The organism is Paraburkholderia ginsengisoli NBRC 100965, from assembly GCF_000739735.1.
Taxonomy (GTDB): Bacteria; Pseudomonadota; Gammaproteobacteria; order Burkholderiales; family Burkholderiaceae; genus Paraburkholderia; species Paraburkholderia ginsengisoli.
On record NZ_BBJF01000011.1, the window covers coordinates 260770 to 275721 of the forward strand.

Here is a 14952-nt window from a genome sequence, read left to right on the forward strand (position 1 = left end):
GTCAGCAGCCAGGCAGCGGGCGCGAGGTCGGCGACGTTGCCTGCGACGTTGTTCGCGTCGTCGCTTGCGGGCCCGGTGCGAGCGGGCTTCATAGCGTGGCCCACGCTGGCGACACATTGAAATCGGCGGCGATGCGCAGCGCCGACTTCAGACCGTCCTCGTGAAAGCCGTAGCCCGTCCACGCGCCCGCGAACCACGTGCGGCGTTTGCCCTGCAGCGATGGCAAGCGATGCTGCGCATCGATCGCGGCGAGATCGAATAGCGGATGGTCGTAGTGGAAGCGGCGCAATTCGGTGCCGGGCGCGGCCGGCGTCACCGGATTGAGCGTGACGACGAGCGGCGTGCTGAACGGCAACGGCTGCAATTGGTTGACCAGATAGCTGACGCACACCGGATGCGCGCCGTCGACACCTCGCCTGCCCAGATAATTCCACGCTGACCACACGCGCTGACGACGCGGCAGCAGCGTCGTATCGGTATGCAGCACGGCGACGTTCGGCTGATAGCGCACGGCGCTCAGTACGCCGCGCTCGTCCGGATCGGCGTCTTCGAGCAGGCGCAGCGTGGTCGGCGCGTGCGTGGCGAGCACCAGCGCGTCGAAGCGCTCGGTGCCGCCGTCACTGTGAACGTCGACGCCATCGGCATCGCGTCGCACGCCCCGCACCGCGGTGCCGATACGCACATCATCGAGCTTGCTCGTGATGCGCGTCACGTACTCGCGACCGCCGCCGATCACCGTGCGCCACTGCGGCCGCCGATTCATCTGCAGCAGCGCGTGATTCAGGCAGAAGCGCAGGAACGTGGTGGCCGGGAACGCGAGGATGTCGGCGGTGGCGCTCGACCAGATCGCAGCGGCCATCGGCAGCAGGTAGTGGCGCTGGAACGCGCCGCCGTAGCCGCCGGCCGCCAGCAGTTCGCCCATCGACGCGCGCGTTTGCAGCGCGAGTGCGAGGTTCTGCTCGGCCCCGCTGTTGAACCGCATGATGTCGCGCAGCATGCCGATGAAGGTCGGCGAAAACAGATTGCGGCGCTGCGCGAAGACGGTGTTCAGGCTGGTGCCGGCCCATTCGAGACGACCTTCATCGAGCGACACCGAGAAGGTCATGTCGCTCGGATGCGACTGCACGCCGAGTTCGTTGAAGAGCGCGATCAGATTCGGGTAGGTGCGGTCGTTGAACACCAGGAAGCCGGTGTCGACGGGATGCGTGTGGCCGTCGAGCGTGACGTCGACGGTGTTGGTGTGGCCGCCCGCGTAGCCGGCCGCTTCGAACAGCGTGACCTGGTAGTGCCGCGCCAGCAGATACGCACTGGCCAAACCCGAGATGCCCGCGCCGATGACCGCGATCCGCGAGCCGCGCGGCGGTGGGGAGGTCGGTACGAGGCTGGGCATGGCGCATCTCCTTGAGGGACGCGCGGTGATTAGCCAATCGGGTGTGGCGGGGTCGTGCGTCCTTGAGGGGATTTACGCAGCGGGGGCGGGAATGGATGCAGGAGGTAACTTGTGCGTCCGCGTCGCGCCGCTCGACAACATGCGCGAGCAATGGCCGAACCCCTTGGCCGAACTAAAAGCAAAACCCCCGCAGAACTTTCGCTCTGCGGGGGTTTTTAATTTGGCGGAAAGGGTGGGATTCGAACCCACGGTACGGGAAAACCGTACGCCTGATTTCGAGTCAGGTACATTCGACCACTCTGCCACCTTTCCGGGTATTCCGACTCGCAGCCCTCAACTACTTGCTACTGCTTCGTCAGATCCAAGCGGGTCGTTTGCTTGGGAGAGCAAGATTATAGAACAGGTCGAATCGCTTTTCCAAGCCCATCGTCGAAAAAATTTTTAGAAATTTTCGAGGGGCCTGGAAGCACACCGCCGCAGCGGCGATCACGCCACCGGCACTTCCAGCCGTTCCACACCGCCGAGGTAAGGTCGCAGCGCCGCCGGCACCGTCACCGAACCATCGGCGTTCTGGAAATTCTCCAGCACCGCGACGAGCGTCCGGCCCACCGCCAGCCCCGAGCCGTTCAACGTGTGCACCAGCTCTGGCTTGCCCTGCGCATTGCGATAACGCGCCTGCATCCGACGAGCCTGGAACGCCTCCGTGTTCGAGCAGCTCGAAATCTCGCGATAGGTGTTCTGCGCCGGCACCCACACTTCGAGGTCATAAGTCTTCGCCGCCGAAAAGCCCATGTCGCCCGTGCACAACGTGATCACGCGATACGGCAGTTCCAGCTTCTGCAGAATCGCCTCGGCGTGGCCGACCATCTGCTCCAACGCGTCATACGACGCGTCCGGCGCGACGATCTGCACCATCTCGACCTTGTCGAACTGATGCTGGCGAATCAGCCCGCGCGTGTCGCGTCCATACGAGCCCGCTTCCGAACGGAAGCACGGGGAATGCGCGGTCAGCTTGATCGGCAACGCGTCCGCTTCGACGATGCTCTCGCGCACCGTGTTAGTCAGCGAAATTTCCGACGTCGAAATCAGATACTGCGTAACCGTGTTCTCTTCCCCGCCCTTCTCGACGCGGAACATGTCGTCGGCGAACTTCGGCAGTTGGCCGGTGCCGTACAGAATCTCCGGATTCACGATGTACGGCGTGTACACCTCGGTATAGCCGTGCTGTTGCGTGTGCGTGTCGATCATGAACTGCGCGAGCGCGCGATGCAGCCGCGCAATCTGTCCGCGCAGCAGCGTGAAGCGCGCGCCCGACAGCTTCGCGCCGGTCTCGAAGTCGAGCCCGAGCGGCGTGCCGACATCGACGTGATCCTTCACCTCGAAATCGAACTGGCGCGGCGTGCCCCAGCGGCGCACCTCGACGTTGCCGGCTTCGTCGTTGCCGACCGGCACGCTTTCGTGCGCGATGTTCGGCACGCCGAGCAGCAGGTCCGACAGACGCTTCTGGATATCGTCGAGCTTCGCTGCCGACGCCTTCATCTCGTCGCCGATACCGCCGACTTCGGCCATCACCGCCGAGGTGTCCTCGCCCTTGCCTTTCATCGCGCCGATCTGTTTCGACAGACTGTTGCGGCGCGCCTGCATTTCTTCGGTACGGGTCTGGGTGTCGCGGCGTTCCGCTTCGAGCGCGGTGAACGCCGCCACGTCGAAGGTATAGCCGCGGTCGGCGAGGCGTTTGGCGACGCCGTCGAGGTCTTTGCGCAGCAGCTGAATGTCGAGCATGGGATGGGACGGGTATTCGTTGTATGAAGGGGGGATTTTAGCGCACCGGCGCGCGCGGCCGGTGCCTTAGATGGTCGGCGCGTGGTCGGCGCGTCCGGATTGCCGGCAAGGCGAACACCGCAGCGACCGCATCGGCGCGACGGGCCGTATGGGAAAACCGCAAAGCCTCAGCCCTTCTTGCGCTTGTTCTCGCTGCGCCATTGCGCATCGAGTTCGGCCAGACGCGCCATCTTGTCGCCGATCTTGCCTTCGAGCCCGCGCGGCGTCGGCTCGTACCAGTGCGGCTCGCGCATGTTCTCCGGCAGATAGGTCTCGCCGGCCGCGTACGCGTCGGGCTCGTCGTGCGCGTAGCGATACTCGTGACCGTAGCCGAGTTCCTTCATCAGCTTGGTCGGCGCGTTGCGCAAGTGCACCGGCACGCCGCGCGACTGATCCTTGCCGACAAAGCGCCGCGCTTCGTTGTACGCGTTGTACCCCGCGTTCGACTTCGGCGCGACCGCGAGATAGATGATCGCCTGCGCCAGCGCCAACTCGCCTTCGGGCGTGCCGAGGCGCTCGTAGGTTTCGGCGGCGTCGAGCGCGATGCGCGCGGCGCGTGGATCGGCGAGTCCGATGTCCTCCCAGGCCATGCGCACGATGCGGCGCGCCAGATAACGCGGGTCCGCGCCGCCGTCGAGCATCCGGCAGAACCAGTACAGCGCGCCGTCCGGGCTGCTGCCGCGCACCGATTTATGCAGCGCGCTGATCTGGTCGTAGAATGCGTCGCCGCCTTTGTCGAAGCGGCGCAGATTTTCCGCGAGCGCGCTGCCGAGCAACGCGCCGTCGATCTCCGTAGTCTTTTGCTGCGCAGCCGCGCGCGCGACGATTTCGAGGTTGTTCAGCAGTTTGCGGCCATCGCCGTCGGCGGAACCGATCAGCGCATCGCGCGCTTCGTCGGTGAACGTGAGGCCGCCGAGTTCCTGCTGCGCACGGTCGAGCAGTTCGCGCTGCTCGTCGTCGGTCAGGCTCTTGAGCACGTAGACGGCTGCCCGTGAGAGCAACGCGCTGTTCACCTCGAACGACGGATTCTCGGTCGTCGCGCCGACGAACACGAACAGTCCCGATTCGACGTGCGGCAAGAACGCATCCTGCTGGCTCTTGTTGAAGCGATGCACTTCGTCGACGAACACCAGCGTCTGATGGCCGTTCGCGCGATGAATCTGCGCGGTCTCGACGGCTTCGCGGATATCCTTCACGCCCGAGAGCACCGCCGACAACGCGATGAACTCGGCGTGAAACGCATCGGCCATAAGCCGCGCGAGCGTGGTCTTGCCGACGCCGGGCGGGCCCCACAGGATCATCGAATGGGCTTCGCCGGATTCGAACGCGACCCTGAGCGGCTTGTTCGGGCCGAGCAGATGCTTCTGGCCGATCACTTCGTCGATATTGCGGGGCCGCAGGCGTTCGGCGAGCGGAACATTGGCACGGGTTTCTTCAAACATGACGTTTTGGGGATAATCTCGGCTTTTCCGGACGCGGTCCGTGGGAAGGCGGCGTGCTGCCGGATGAGCGCAAAGCCGGCACGCGAGGGTGCGGGCAACGTCCTGCATTATGACAGTGACGGCGTCCGGACGAGGGTCGAGCGGCGCGGGCGGATGATCTGGGCGGAAACGCCCTCAATCAGTTCGGCCATGACGGCCGCAGCCGCGAACGGAACCACCGCGCAACCGCGGCCCGAAAGGCAACCGCAAACTTTGAAGACTCGATTAACCGCATAGCAGTATCAACCGCACAAGCCGCCCGGCACACACCGCGCCGGCTGTATGGCAAGCAACATCGCAACACAACAGGGACAAGACCACAGATGGCACAAGATCCAATCGCCGGCGACGCCGGTTCCACCTACGCGCCGCTCACGCCGGTGCCCGATGCGCGTCGCGCATTCCGTACCGGCGACGCGTTCGCGCTCTGGTTCTCGCTCGGCATCGGCCTGCTGGTCGCGCAGGCCGGCGCGCTGCTGGTGCCGGGGCTGTCGCTGCCGCATGCGTTGCTCGCGATCGTGATCGGCAGCGTGATCGGCGTGGTGCTGCTCGCGCTGGCCGGCGTGATCGGCACGGACACGGGACTCGCGGCGATGTCGTCGCTGCGCCCCACGCTCGGCGTGCGCGGCGCGTCAGTGCCGGCGGTGCTGAACGCGGTGCAGCTGGTCGGCTGGGGTTCGTTCGAAGTGATCGTGATGCGCGATTCCGCCGACGCCCTCGCCAAGCAGGCATTCGGCCTCTCGATGCCGCTGATCTGGACAGTCGTGTTCGGCCTGCTCGCGACGCTGCTCGCGATCAGCGGTCCGCTGTCGTTCGTGCGGCGCTTTCTGCGCAAGTGGGGCATCTGGCTGCTGCTCGCGGGCGCGGTATGGCTCACGTGGAATCTGCTCGCGCGGCATAACCTGGCCGAGCTGATGCGCCGTCCGGGCACCGGCGAGATGTCGTTCGGCGGCGCGATCGACCTGGTGGTGGCGATGCCGCTGTCGTGGCTACCGCTGATCGCCGACTACACCCGCTTCGGCCGACGCCCCGGCGAAACCTTCCGCGGCACGCTGCTCGGCTATGGCATCGCGAACATCTGGTTTTACGCGCTCGGCGCGGTCTACGGTCTCGCGGCCGGCGGCGGCGATGCGTTGTTGACCGGCGCGCTGGCTCAAGCCGGCGGCGGCCTCGCGCTGCTGCTGATCCTGATCGACGAAATCGACAACGCGTTCGCCGACATCCACTCAGCCGCGGTTTCGACGGGCACGTTCTGGACGCGCGGCAGCGTGCCGTTGCTGTCGGCGGCGTTCGGCGCGCTGTGCACGCTGATCGCGCTGCTCGTGCCGATGGCGAAGTATCAGAACTTCCTGCTGCTGATCGGCTCGGTATTCGCGCCGCTGTTCGGCGTCGTGCTGATGGATCACTTCATCGTGCGCAAGCGCCGCATAGAAGCGGCCGTGCTCGCCGACGTGCGCGGTCGTTACGGCTTTTCGGGCGGCTGGCATCTGAGCGCGTTCATCGCGTGGGCGATTGGCATCGCGTCGTATCAGGTGATCAATCAATGGCTGCCGAATCTCGGCGCGACCTTGCCGTCGCTCGCGATCGGCGCGCTGTGCTACTACGTGTTCGTGTCCGCTCGCAAGACGGCGTACGCGTAATGTTCTAGCGATACCGCCAGTCGGAAGAAAACGCGAAAAGGCCTGCAAATGCAGGCCTTTCCTTATTGAGCGTCAGCTCACCGCGTGGAAGTCCGATACTCGACACCCGGCAGCACGCACAGCAACTCGAACGCGAGATTTGCGCCGAGCAACGCGGTCGTGCCGAACGGATCGTACGGCGGCGCAACCTCGACCAGATCGCAGCCGACGATGTTCAACCCGCGTGCGCCGCGAATGATCTCCAGCGCCTGCGGCACCGTCAGCCCCGCGATCTCCGGCGTGCCCGTGCCCGGCGCGAAGGCCGGATCGATCCCGTCGATATCGAACGTGATGTACACCGGGCCGTCGCCCATACGCTCGCGCACGCGCGCCATCAGCGGCGCGAGCGACTGGTTCCAGCACGCCTCGGCCTGCACGACTTCGAAGCCCTGATCGCGGCACCAGTCGAAGTCTTCCGCCGCGTAGCCGGTGCCGCGCAGACCAATCTGCACGACCCGCTCGCAATCGAGCAAGCCCTCTTCCACCGCGCGGCGAAACGGTGTGCCGTGCGCGATCTTCTCGCCCATCATCGTGTCGTTGACGTCGGCGTGCGCGTCGACGTGAATCAGCCCGACCTTGCCGTGCTTGCGATGAATCGCACGCAGAATCGGCAGCGCGATCGTGTGATCGCCGCCGAGCGTGATGGGCTTGCAATCGTGCTGCAGGATTTCGTCGTACGCGGTTTCGATCCGGGCGATCGAATCGTGCAGGTTGTACGGATTGATCGCGACGTCGCCGAGATCGGCGACGCGCAGCGAGTCGAACGGCGCCGCGCGGGTCGCCATGTTGTACGGGCGCAGCAGCACCGATTCGCTGCGGATCTGGCGCGGCCCAAAACGCGCGCCGGTGCGGTTCGACGTGCCGAGATCGAATGGCACGCCGACGAAGCACGCGTCGAAGCCCGCGGCCGAACCGACGTTCGGCAGCCGCATCATCGTCGCGATGCCGCCGCAGCGGGGCATCGCGTTGCCGGACAACGGCTGCGGCCGTTCGCCGGCTTCGGGGGAAATGAAGGAGGAAGTATTCATCGTGGCTCGGCAATGAAAAGGCTACTGCGGGACGCAGCGCTCGAAATCTGCGCAAACCGGCTGAAGACAAGCCTCGAAGCGACCCGCCTCGCCGGGAGAACTACGATTCTTGAGCCGATTCCACACAACTTAAATAGCGCCGCCGCACCCTTCACATCGAGTTCTATCGATGTATGCTGAAGCATGTTCTCCCAACTCACCGACCTCGACCTGCGGCTGATCCGCGTGTTTCTCGCCATCGTCGACGCGGGCGGCGTGTCGCCGGCCCAGGCGACGCTCAATATCGGCCAGTCGACCATCAGCACGCAGTTGGCGACGCTCGAAACGCGCCTCGGCTACCGGCTGTGCGAGCGCGGCCGCAGCGGCTTCAGCCTGACCGCGCGCGGCGAGCAGTTCATCGACGCCGCCCGCGCGCTGTTGTCGGCCGTCGATACGTTCGGCATGCAGGCGCGCAACGTGGGCCGCAAGCTGGTCGGCACGCTCGCGATCGGCATGATCGGCCACACGCCGGTATCGGCCAGCGCGCGCGTCAGCGACGCGATCGGCCGCTTTCGCGCGCGCGATCAGTCGGTGCGCTTTTCGATCCTCGTGCGCTCGCCGGGCGAGCTGGAAGAGTTGCTGCTCAATGGGCGGATTCAGGTGGGCATCGGCTATTTCTGGCACCGCGTGCCGTCGCTCGATTACACCGAGGTGTTCGCCGAGGACCAGTTCGCCTATTGCGCGAAAGGCCACCCGCTGTTCGCGCAAGCCGGCGGCGTGTCGCCCGACGAGGCCGCGCAGCATGAATGGGCGTGGCGCAGTTATCCGTTGCCCGAAGCCGGGAGTTCGACCACGCCGCAGAACGTCACGGCGGTGGCGGACAACATGGAAGCGGTCGCGATGCTGGTGCTGTCCGGGCATCACCTCGGCTATCTGCCGGGGCATTTCGCGGCGCCGTTCGTCGAGCAGGGACTGCTCGCCGCGTTGAATCCGGCCGCGATGCGCTACCGCGTCGCGTTTCATATGGTCACGCGGGCGCGCGAGCATCGAACGGAAATCGTCGACGCGTTTATCGACGATATGAAGGCCGCGCATGCAGTGCAGGTCCCGCAAGGGGACGCGTAGCGCGCTACCACGCGCTTTCGACAAGCGCCTTTTTGCGCAGGCACCCGGCCACAAAAAAGCCGCGCTCGAAGCGCGGCTTTTTCGTCGACTGCTGCCTGCAGAGCTACGGCAACCAGCAGGCTTACCCGTTGATCACATCCGCGCCCTTCGGCACCGTGAACTTGAACGCATCGGCGGGCAGCGACGGGTTCTTCTGGATGTTCGAGAACGTCAGCAGCGTCACGTTGCCGAATACGTCGTGCAATTCCATCGCTTCGAGATTGCCGTCCTTGAAGCCGATACCGACGCGTTGAAACTGCGTGTCCTTCGCCTTCGGCGTCAGTTCGAGCCAGTCGATCCCGGCCTTCACGCCCGCGTCGCGCAGCGTGAAGTTCTTGTCGAGATCGTTGCTGCCGAACAGGATCGCCGCCGGGCTCGCGCCGAGCGCGCCGCCGAGCGCGCGCACCGTCACCTGATTCAAGTCCTTGTCGTACACGTAGAGCTTGTCGCCGTCCGCCTGCAATAGTTGCGCATAGGGCTTCTCGTATTGCCAGATGAACTTGCCCGGACGCGCGAACGTAAAGGTGCCGCTCGACGTGCCGGTCTTGCCCGCGCCGCCGGTGGACAGCGCGCCGCTCGCGCCCTGGGCCTTGCTCGGCGCGCGGACTTCCTGCTGAACGAAGGTGCCGCGCGCCGAATGCACTTGCGCGACGAACGCCTTCAGTTGCTCGGTGCCGCTCGCGAACGCGTGCGTCGCGACGAGCATCGACGCGCCGATCGCCACACTGCCGACGCTACGCACGACGGTCCGCGCGAGTTGGCCGAAGCGGCTGGCTTGAGCACTCTGTCGAGCGCGCTGCTGCGCGAATAGCTGCATGTGTTTTTCTCCCTTGATTGAATTCGATGGGCGCGGCGGCCGATGCGCAGACGGCGCCCAGGACCGCGCGCCGGATAGCGACCGCGCCTCGTGGCGCGACGAACGCGACGGCTTACTCCGCTTCCCGCGCCGGCGCGAGAATCTCGCGATTCCCGTTCGACGACATCGCCGACACCACGCCCGAGTTCTCCATCTGCTCGAGCAAACGCGCGGCCCGGTTATAGCCGATGCGCAAATGCCGCTGCACCAGCGAGATCGACGCGCGGCGGTTCTTCAGCACCACGTCGACCGCCTGGTCGTACAGCGGGTCCGACTCGCCGTCGGCCGATCCGGTTCCCCCCGCCGAGCCTTCGTCGCCCTCGCCGGTCACGCCGCCTTCGAGGATGCCCTCGATGTAGTTCGGCTCGCCCTGCTCCTTGAGTTTGTCGACGACGCGATGCACCTCTTCGTCCGACACGAACGCGCCGTGCACCCGCACCGGCAAGCCGCTGCCAGGCGGCAGATAGAGCATGTCGCCCATGCCGAGCAGCGATTCCGCGCCCTGCTGGTCGAGAATCGTGCGCGAGTCGATCTTCGACGACACCTGGAAGGCCATCCGCGTCGGCACGTTGGCCTTGATCAGGCCGGTGATCACGTCCACCGACGGACGCTGAGTCGCGAGAATCAGATGGATGCCGGCCGCGCGCGCCTTCTGCGCGATCCGCGCGATCAGCTCTTCGACTTTCTTGCCGACTACCATCATCAGGTCGGCCAGCTCGTCGATCACGACGACGATGTTCGGCAGACGCGTGAGCGGCTCCGGCTCATCCGGCGTGAGGCTGAACGGATTCGGCAGCTTCTCTTCGCGCTTGGCCGCTTCGTCGATCTTGTTGTTGTAGCCGGCGAGATTGCGCACGCCGAGCTTGCTCATCAGCTTGTAGCGGCGCTCCATTTCGGCGACCGCCCAGTTCAGCGCGTGGCCCGCCTGGCGCATGTCCGTGACGACCGGACACAGCAGATGCGGAATGCCTTCATAGACGCTCATTTCGAGCATCTTCGGATCGATCAGGATCATGCGGACCTGCTCGGCGCTCGCCTTGTAGAGCAGCGACAGGATCATCGCGTTGATGCCGACCGACTTGCCCGAACCGGTCGTACCCGCGACCAGCAAGTGAGGCATCTTCGCGAGGTCGGCGCACACCGGCTTGCCGCCGATATCCTTGCCCAGACCCATGGTCAGCGGCGACGCGGCGTCCGCATAGACCGCCGAGCCGAGAATCTCCGACAGGCTCACCGTCTGGCGGCGCTGGTTCGGCAACTCCAGCGCCATGAAATTCTTGCCCGGAATCGTTTCGACCACGCGGATCGACACGAGCGACAGCGAACGCGCGAGGTCCTTCGCCAGATTGACGATCTGGCTGCCCTTCACGCCCGTGGCCGGCTCGATTTCATAGCGCGTGACGACCGGCCCCGGATAAGCCGCGACCACGCTCACTTCGACGCCGAAGTCCTTGAGCTTTTTCTCGATCAGGCGCGACGTGAATTCAAGCGTATCGGCGGAGATGGATTCCTGCGCGGCGGGCGCGGGGTCGAGCAAAGAGATGGGCGGCAACGTGGAGTCGCCGGGCAGGTCGGTGAAGAGCGGCACTTGCCGTTCCTTCTCGACGCGCTCCGATTTGGCCGGCGTGACGACCGGCGGCACGATCATCACCGGCTCGTGTTCCTCGATCCGCACGCGGCCTTTCTCGACCTTGCCTTCGCGCTTGACCGCCGCCGCTTCGCCGAGCTTGCGGTCGCGGCCGGCCTCGCGGCGCAGCTTCGCGAACGTCACCGCGGAAATGATCGACTCGCCGACCTTCTCCGACACCGACAGCCACGAAAACCGGAAGTACAGCGACAAGCCGATCGCAAGCGCGATCAGCAGCGCGAGCGTGCCGCCCGTGAAGCCCAGCGCATGCGACACGCCGCGCGCGACCGCCTCGCCGACCACCCCGCCCGGCGCGCGCGGCAACTGCACCTTGAGCGACCACATGCGCAGCGCCTCGATGCCGTTGCACGTGAGCAGCACGAGCATGAACGCGAACGCGTCCGCGAGCCAGCTCACGCCGCGCGGCTCGTCGTCCTCCCCGTCTTCGTGTCGGGTGATGCGCTTGTAGTTGCGGGAAATGTGGCGGCCGAGCAGCACGATCCACCAGTACGCGGACAGCCCGAACAGCAGCAGCAGGATGTCCGAAGTCCACGCGCCGACGCGGCCCGCCCAGTTGGAAATATGGTCTACCTGCGCGGCATGGGTCCAGCTCGGGTCGTGTCTGCTGTAGCTGACGAGCGCCATGAGCAGGAATACGCCGAGCGCCACCTGCAGGATCCAGCGGATTTCGGTGAAAAGGCGCGACATGCGGTGCGGCAACGCCTGCGCGCTCGCGGAATAGGGAGCTTTTGCCATTGATCCTGTTGCGTGGGTAGCCGGTTGCCGACCGGAACGCGGCCAGAGCCTCGCCCAGCGTGGCTTCGGGTCCGATCCCGGCGACCGGCAACTTCGATCGGGCCTATTGTAAACGCAGTGCCCCGCGCAAGGCTGTAAATGACGGTAACTTGGCCGATTGGCCACAGAGCGGCGGTCCCGGCGGCGTCCCGCGAGCGCGCGCCGCACACCTATCGCGGCGATCGGAAAGCTTCATGGAGCAGCCGCGCGCCCCGCCCTTTATAATGCCGGACTGGCACCCATCTACAGTTTCAGCTTAAGTCGCACGGCCTCGCATGGGCGAGCCCGGCGCCGTATAAGGATTCAATCATGCCCGCAACTTCAACGAAACACGCCAAGGTTCTGATTCTCGGTTCCGGTCCCGCCGGCTACACGGCAGCGGTCTACGCGGCGCGCGCCAATCTGCAGCCGGTGCTCGTCACGGGTCTCGCCCAAGGCGGCCAACTGATGACCACGACCGACGTCGAGAACTGGCCCGCCGACGCCAACGGCGTGCAAGGACCGGAACTGATGGCGCGCTTCCTGGAGCACGCCGAGCGCTTCAACACCGAAATCATCTTCGACCACATCCACACGGCCAAGCTGGATGAGAAGCCGATTCGCCTGATCGGCGATTCGGGCGAATACACCTGCGACTCGCTGATCATCTCGACTGGCGCATCGGCGCAATACCTCGGCCTGCCGTCCGAAGAAGCATTCATGGGCAAAGGCGTGTCGGCCTGCGCGACCTGCGACGGCTTCTTCTACAAGCAGCAGCACGTGGCCGTGATCGGCGGCGGCAATACCGCGGTCGAAGAAGCGCTGTACCTGTCGGGCATCGCGAAGAAAGTGACCGTGATCCATCGCCGCGACAAGTTCCGCGCGGAGCCGATCCTGATCGACCGTCTGCTCGCGAAGGAAAAGGAAGGCCTCGTCGAGATCAAGTGGAACCACACGCTCGACGAAGTGACCGGCGATCAATCCGGCGTGACCGGCCTGCGCGTCAAGCACACGCAGACCGGCGAAACCACCGACATCGCGTTGCAGGGCCTGTTCGTCGCGATCGGCCACAAGCCGAACACGGATATTTTTGCGGGTCAACTGGAGATGAAGAACGGCTACATCATCACCAAGGGCGGCCTGAACGGCTTCGCGACCGCCACCAGCGTGCCGGGCGTGTTCGCCGCGGGCGACGTGCAGGACCACGTGTACCGTCAGGCGATCACCAGCGCGGGCACCGGCTGTATGGCCGCCCTGGACGCGCAGCGCTATCTGGAAACCATCAACGAGATGGCCGGCGAGCATGCGATGAGCCAGGAAGCCGAGCGTTGATCGGCGGCGCTGGACGGCGACGTTTGGCGCGACGGTAAAATGGCGGCTGGGTTTGACCCGGCCGCTTGCTTGAGAGAAGGCCGCGGCTGAAAAGCCGGCGGCCTTTTTTGTGTTCCGGCGCGGGAGGTTGCGTTGCGGGTTGCCTTTGCGCGGTTGCCTTTACGCGGTTGCCTTGTAGTCGCGCCACGCGTCTTTGCATCACGCCCTGCGCAGCGTTTGCGCTGCACGTGTTTTGCATTGGCCGTGTTTGCGTTGCGCATTTGACGCCCACTTGCAACGCATCCGCCGCTCACTCGCTGCCGCGCACACCACCGCACCGTCAACCTCACTGCCCGTTTCGAAGCCGCTAAAAAACCGTCGCGCGACCGACCCACATTTCTGCGTGTACTACCGATATGCCGAAGAATCAGCCCCATCCCAGCGAACCGAAACGCGCACGCGCCGTCGCCAAGGCCGCCTCCGCGCCCGAACCGGCCGCGGCCGCCGTCAAACCGAAGCTCGATCCCGCAGCCGGTCTCGCCGGTCTCGGCGCGTTGCGCGACGCGTTGAAGGTCGATACGCAACGCCGCGAGCGGGAACGCGCCGCGGCGGCCGCCGCGCAGCGCGAAGCCTCGGCGGACGCCGACCTGTTTCGCCGCGAGATCGGCTCGGTCGCACCACTCGCGGTGCCGCCGCGCGCCACCTTGCCGCGCAATCCCCCACCGCCGCTGCCGGTGCAAACGCTGCTCGACGAAGAAGCCGTGCTGCACGAAGCGATCTCCGACGAGTTCGACCCCGAGGTGCTGCTCGAAACCGATGAAACGCTGTCCTACTGCCGCCCCGGCGTGAGCCGGGAAGTCGTGCGCAAACTGCGGCGCGGCGACTGGATCGTGCAGTCGCAAATCGACCTGCACGGGATGCGCCGCGACGAAGCGCGCGAGGCGCTCGCCGAGTTCATCCGCGAATCGGTGAAGCGCGGGCTGCGCTGTTTGCGCGTGATCCACGGCAAGGGCTTGGGATCGATCGGCAAGGAACCGGTGCTGAAGGGCAAAGTGCGCGCGTGGCTGGTGCAGAAGTCCGAGGTCATCGCGTTCTGTCAGGCGCGTCCGCACGACGGCGGCGCCGGCGCGGTGGTCGTGCTGCTGCAGCCGGGCGCGGTGCCGCCTTCCGCCAAGCCTTGACGGAGTCACCGTGATCCATCCAAGGCTGACGCTTGCGCTGACCATCATGGAAGCGCTGGCGATTTTCGCGTACGCCATTTCCGGCTTCATCGAAGCCCGCAGCCGCCGGCTCGACGCGGTGGGCACCTTTCTCGTGGCGATCGCCACGGCCTTCGGCGGCGGCACGCTGCGCGACGTGCTGCTGGAGCGGCGGCCGTTCTATTGGGTCGAGCATCAGGGCTATCTGATCGCGATCTTCGTGATGTCGCTGTTCGCGCCGACGCTGCTGAAGATGACCTCGCGCCTGCTCTCCGAGCGGGTACTGCTGGTGGCCGACGCGGTGGGCCTCGGCCTCTTCAGCATAGCGGGCACGTCGATCGCGCACGACGCGCAGATGCCGTGGTTCACGTCGGTGATGATGGGCGTGTTGACCGGTGTGTTCGGCGGCGTGATCCGCGACGTGCTGTGCAACGAGGTACCGCTGATCCTGCGCGACTCGCGGCCTTACGCGACCTGCGCGTTCGTCGGCTGCTGGCTGTACGTGCTGCTCGACTACGTGAATTTCGACACCGTGTATAGCGTGCTGATCGCGACCGCGTTTATCCTGCTGGCACGGCTGGTGACGTTCCGGTTCGACGTGCGTCTGCCGCATTGAGCGCGCGCGCCGTCCGCACTTCAGCGC

General features: G+C 65.6%; 11 protein-coding genes and 1 tRNA gene. 5 read left to right on the forward strand and 7 right to left on the reverse strand.

Going from position 1 to position 14952, the window contains the following annotated elements:
• Positions 1-88: 88 nt before the first annotated feature.
• The 4 genes from BGI01S_RS19765 to BGI01S_RS19780 form a co-directional block, all read right to left on the reverse strand.
• Positions 89-1390 carry an NAD(P)/FAD-dependent oxidoreductase gene (locus tag BGI01S_RS19765; RefSeq protein ID WP_042327676.1) on the reverse strand — a complete coding sequence of 434 codons (1302 nt, stop codon included), beginning with the start codon at positions 1388-1390 and terminating at the stop codon, positions 89-91.
• A 221-nt stretch (positions 1391-1611) separates the two neighbouring features.
• A tRNA-Ser gene (locus tag BGI01S_RS19770) sits at positions 1612-1702 on the reverse strand.
• Positions 1703-1876: 174 nt separating this feature from the next.
• Positions 1877-3172, reverse strand: a complete 1296-nt coding sequence (gene serS, locus BGI01S_RS19775) for a serine--tRNA ligase (protein ID WP_042327677.1) — start codon at positions 3170-3172, stop codon at positions 1877-1879.
• Positions 3173-3339: 167 nt separating this feature from the next.
• Positions 3340-4653 carry a replication-associated recombination protein A gene (locus tag BGI01S_RS19780; RefSeq protein WP_042327678.1) on the reverse strand — a complete coding sequence of 438 codons (1314 nt, stop codon included), beginning with the start codon at positions 4651-4653 and terminating at the stop codon, positions 3340-3342.
• A gap of 362 nt (positions 4654-5015) precedes the next feature.
• Between BGI01S_RS19780 and cytX the strand changes: the two genes are divergently transcribed.
• Positions 5016-6332 (forward strand): putative hydroxymethylpyrimidine transporter CytX, encoded by a 1317-nt coding sequence (gene cytX, locus BGI01S_RS19785; protein ID WP_042327679.1) that lies wholly within the window; start codon positions 5016-5018, stop codon positions 6330-6332.
• A gap of 77 nt (positions 6333-6409) precedes the next feature.
• Here cytX and speB read toward each other — a convergent pair whose 3' ends face one another.
• Positions 6410-7399, reverse strand: a complete 990-nt coding sequence (speB, locus tag BGI01S_RS19790; protein WP_042327680.1) for an agmatinase — start codon at positions 7397-7399, stop codon at positions 6410-6412.
• A gap of 183 nt (positions 7400-7582) precedes the next feature.
• Between speB and BGI01S_RS19795 the strand changes: the two genes are divergently transcribed.
• A complete protein-coding gene (locus BGI01S_RS19795; RefSeq protein WP_042327681.1) occupies positions 7583-8503 on the forward strand; it encodes a LysR family transcriptional regulator in 921 nt (306 codons plus the stop codon).
• A gap of 121 nt (positions 8504-8624) precedes the next feature.
• Here BGI01S_RS19795 and lolA read toward each other — a convergent pair whose 3' ends face one another.
• A complete protein-coding gene (gene lolA, locus BGI01S_RS19800) occupies positions 8625-9359 on the reverse strand; it encodes an outer membrane lipoprotein chaperone LolA (protein WP_042327682.1) in 735 nt (244 codons plus the stop codon).
• Between the two features lie 112 nt (positions 9360-9471).
• Positions 9472-11781 (reverse strand): DNA translocase FtsK, encoded by a 2310-nt coding sequence (locus tag BGI01S_RS19805; RefSeq protein ID WP_042327683.1) that lies wholly within the window; start codon positions 11779-11781, stop codon positions 9472-9474.
• Positions 11782-12129: 348 nt separating this feature from the next.
• On the opposite strand from BGI01S_RS19805, the gene trxB reads away from it, so the two are divergent.
• From trxB to BGI01S_RS19820, 3 genes are all read left to right on the forward strand, one after another.
• On the forward strand, positions 12130-13131 hold the full coding sequence (trxB, locus tag BGI01S_RS19810) for a thioredoxin-disulfide reductase (RefSeq protein WP_042327684.1): 1002 nt from the start codon (positions 12130-12132) through the stop codon (positions 13129-13131).
• A 395-nt stretch (positions 13132-13526) separates the two neighbouring features.
• Positions 13527-14291 (forward strand): Smr/MutS family protein, encoded by a 765-nt coding sequence (locus BGI01S_RS19815; RefSeq protein ID WP_042327685.1) that lies wholly within the window; start codon positions 13527-13529, stop codon positions 14289-14291.
• A 13-nt stretch (positions 14292-14304) separates the two neighbouring features.
• Positions 14305-14925, forward strand: a complete 621-nt coding sequence (locus BGI01S_RS19820; RefSeq protein WP_042327756.1) for a trimeric intracellular cation channel family protein — start codon at positions 14305-14307, stop codon at positions 14923-14925.
• The last annotated feature ends 27 nt before the right edge of the window (positions 14926-14952 follow it).

What these genes read in the sequence shown, in the direction of transcription:
- BGI01S_RS19765 (WP_042327676.1), bottom strand. Translation starts at nt 1,390, where the DNA reads ATGCCCAGCCTCGTACCGACCTCCCCACCGCCGCGCGGCTCGCGGATC.
- serS (WP_042327677.1), bottom strand. Translation starts at nt 3,172, where the DNA reads ATGCTCGACATTCAGCTGCTGCGCAAAGACCTCGACGGCGTCGCCAAA.
- BGI01S_RS19780 (WP_042327678.1), bottom strand. Translation starts at nt 4,653, where the DNA reads ATGTTTGAAGAAACCCGTGCCAATGTTCCGCTCGCCGAACGCCTGCGG.
- cytX (WP_042327679.1), top strand. Translation starts at nt 5,016, where the DNA reads ATGGCACAAGATCCAATCGCCGGCGACGCCGGTTCCACCTACGCGCCG.
- speB (WP_042327680.1), bottom strand. Translation starts at nt 7,399, where the DNA reads ATGAATACTTCCTCCTTCATTTCCCCCGAAGCCGGCGAACGGCCGCAG.
- BGI01S_RS19795 (WP_042327681.1), top strand. Translation starts at nt 7,583, where the DNA reads ATGTTCTCCCAACTCACCGACCTCGACCTGCGGCTGATCCGCGTGTTT.
- lolA (WP_042327682.1), bottom strand. Translation starts at nt 9,359, where the DNA reads ATGCAGCTATTCGCGCAGCAGCGCGCTCGACAGAGTGCTCAAGCCAGC.
- BGI01S_RS19805 (WP_042327683.1), bottom strand. Translation starts at nt 11,781, where the DNA reads ATGGCAAAAGCTCCCTATTCCGCGAGCGCGCAGGCGTTGCCGCACCGC.
- trxB (WP_042327684.1), top strand. Translation starts at nt 12,130, where the DNA reads ATGCCCGCAACTTCAACGAAACACGCCAAGGTTCTGATTCTCGGTTCC.
- BGI01S_RS19815 (WP_042327685.1), top strand. Translation starts at nt 13,527, where the DNA reads ATGCCGAAGAATCAGCCCCATCCCAGCGAACCGAAACGCGCACGCGCC.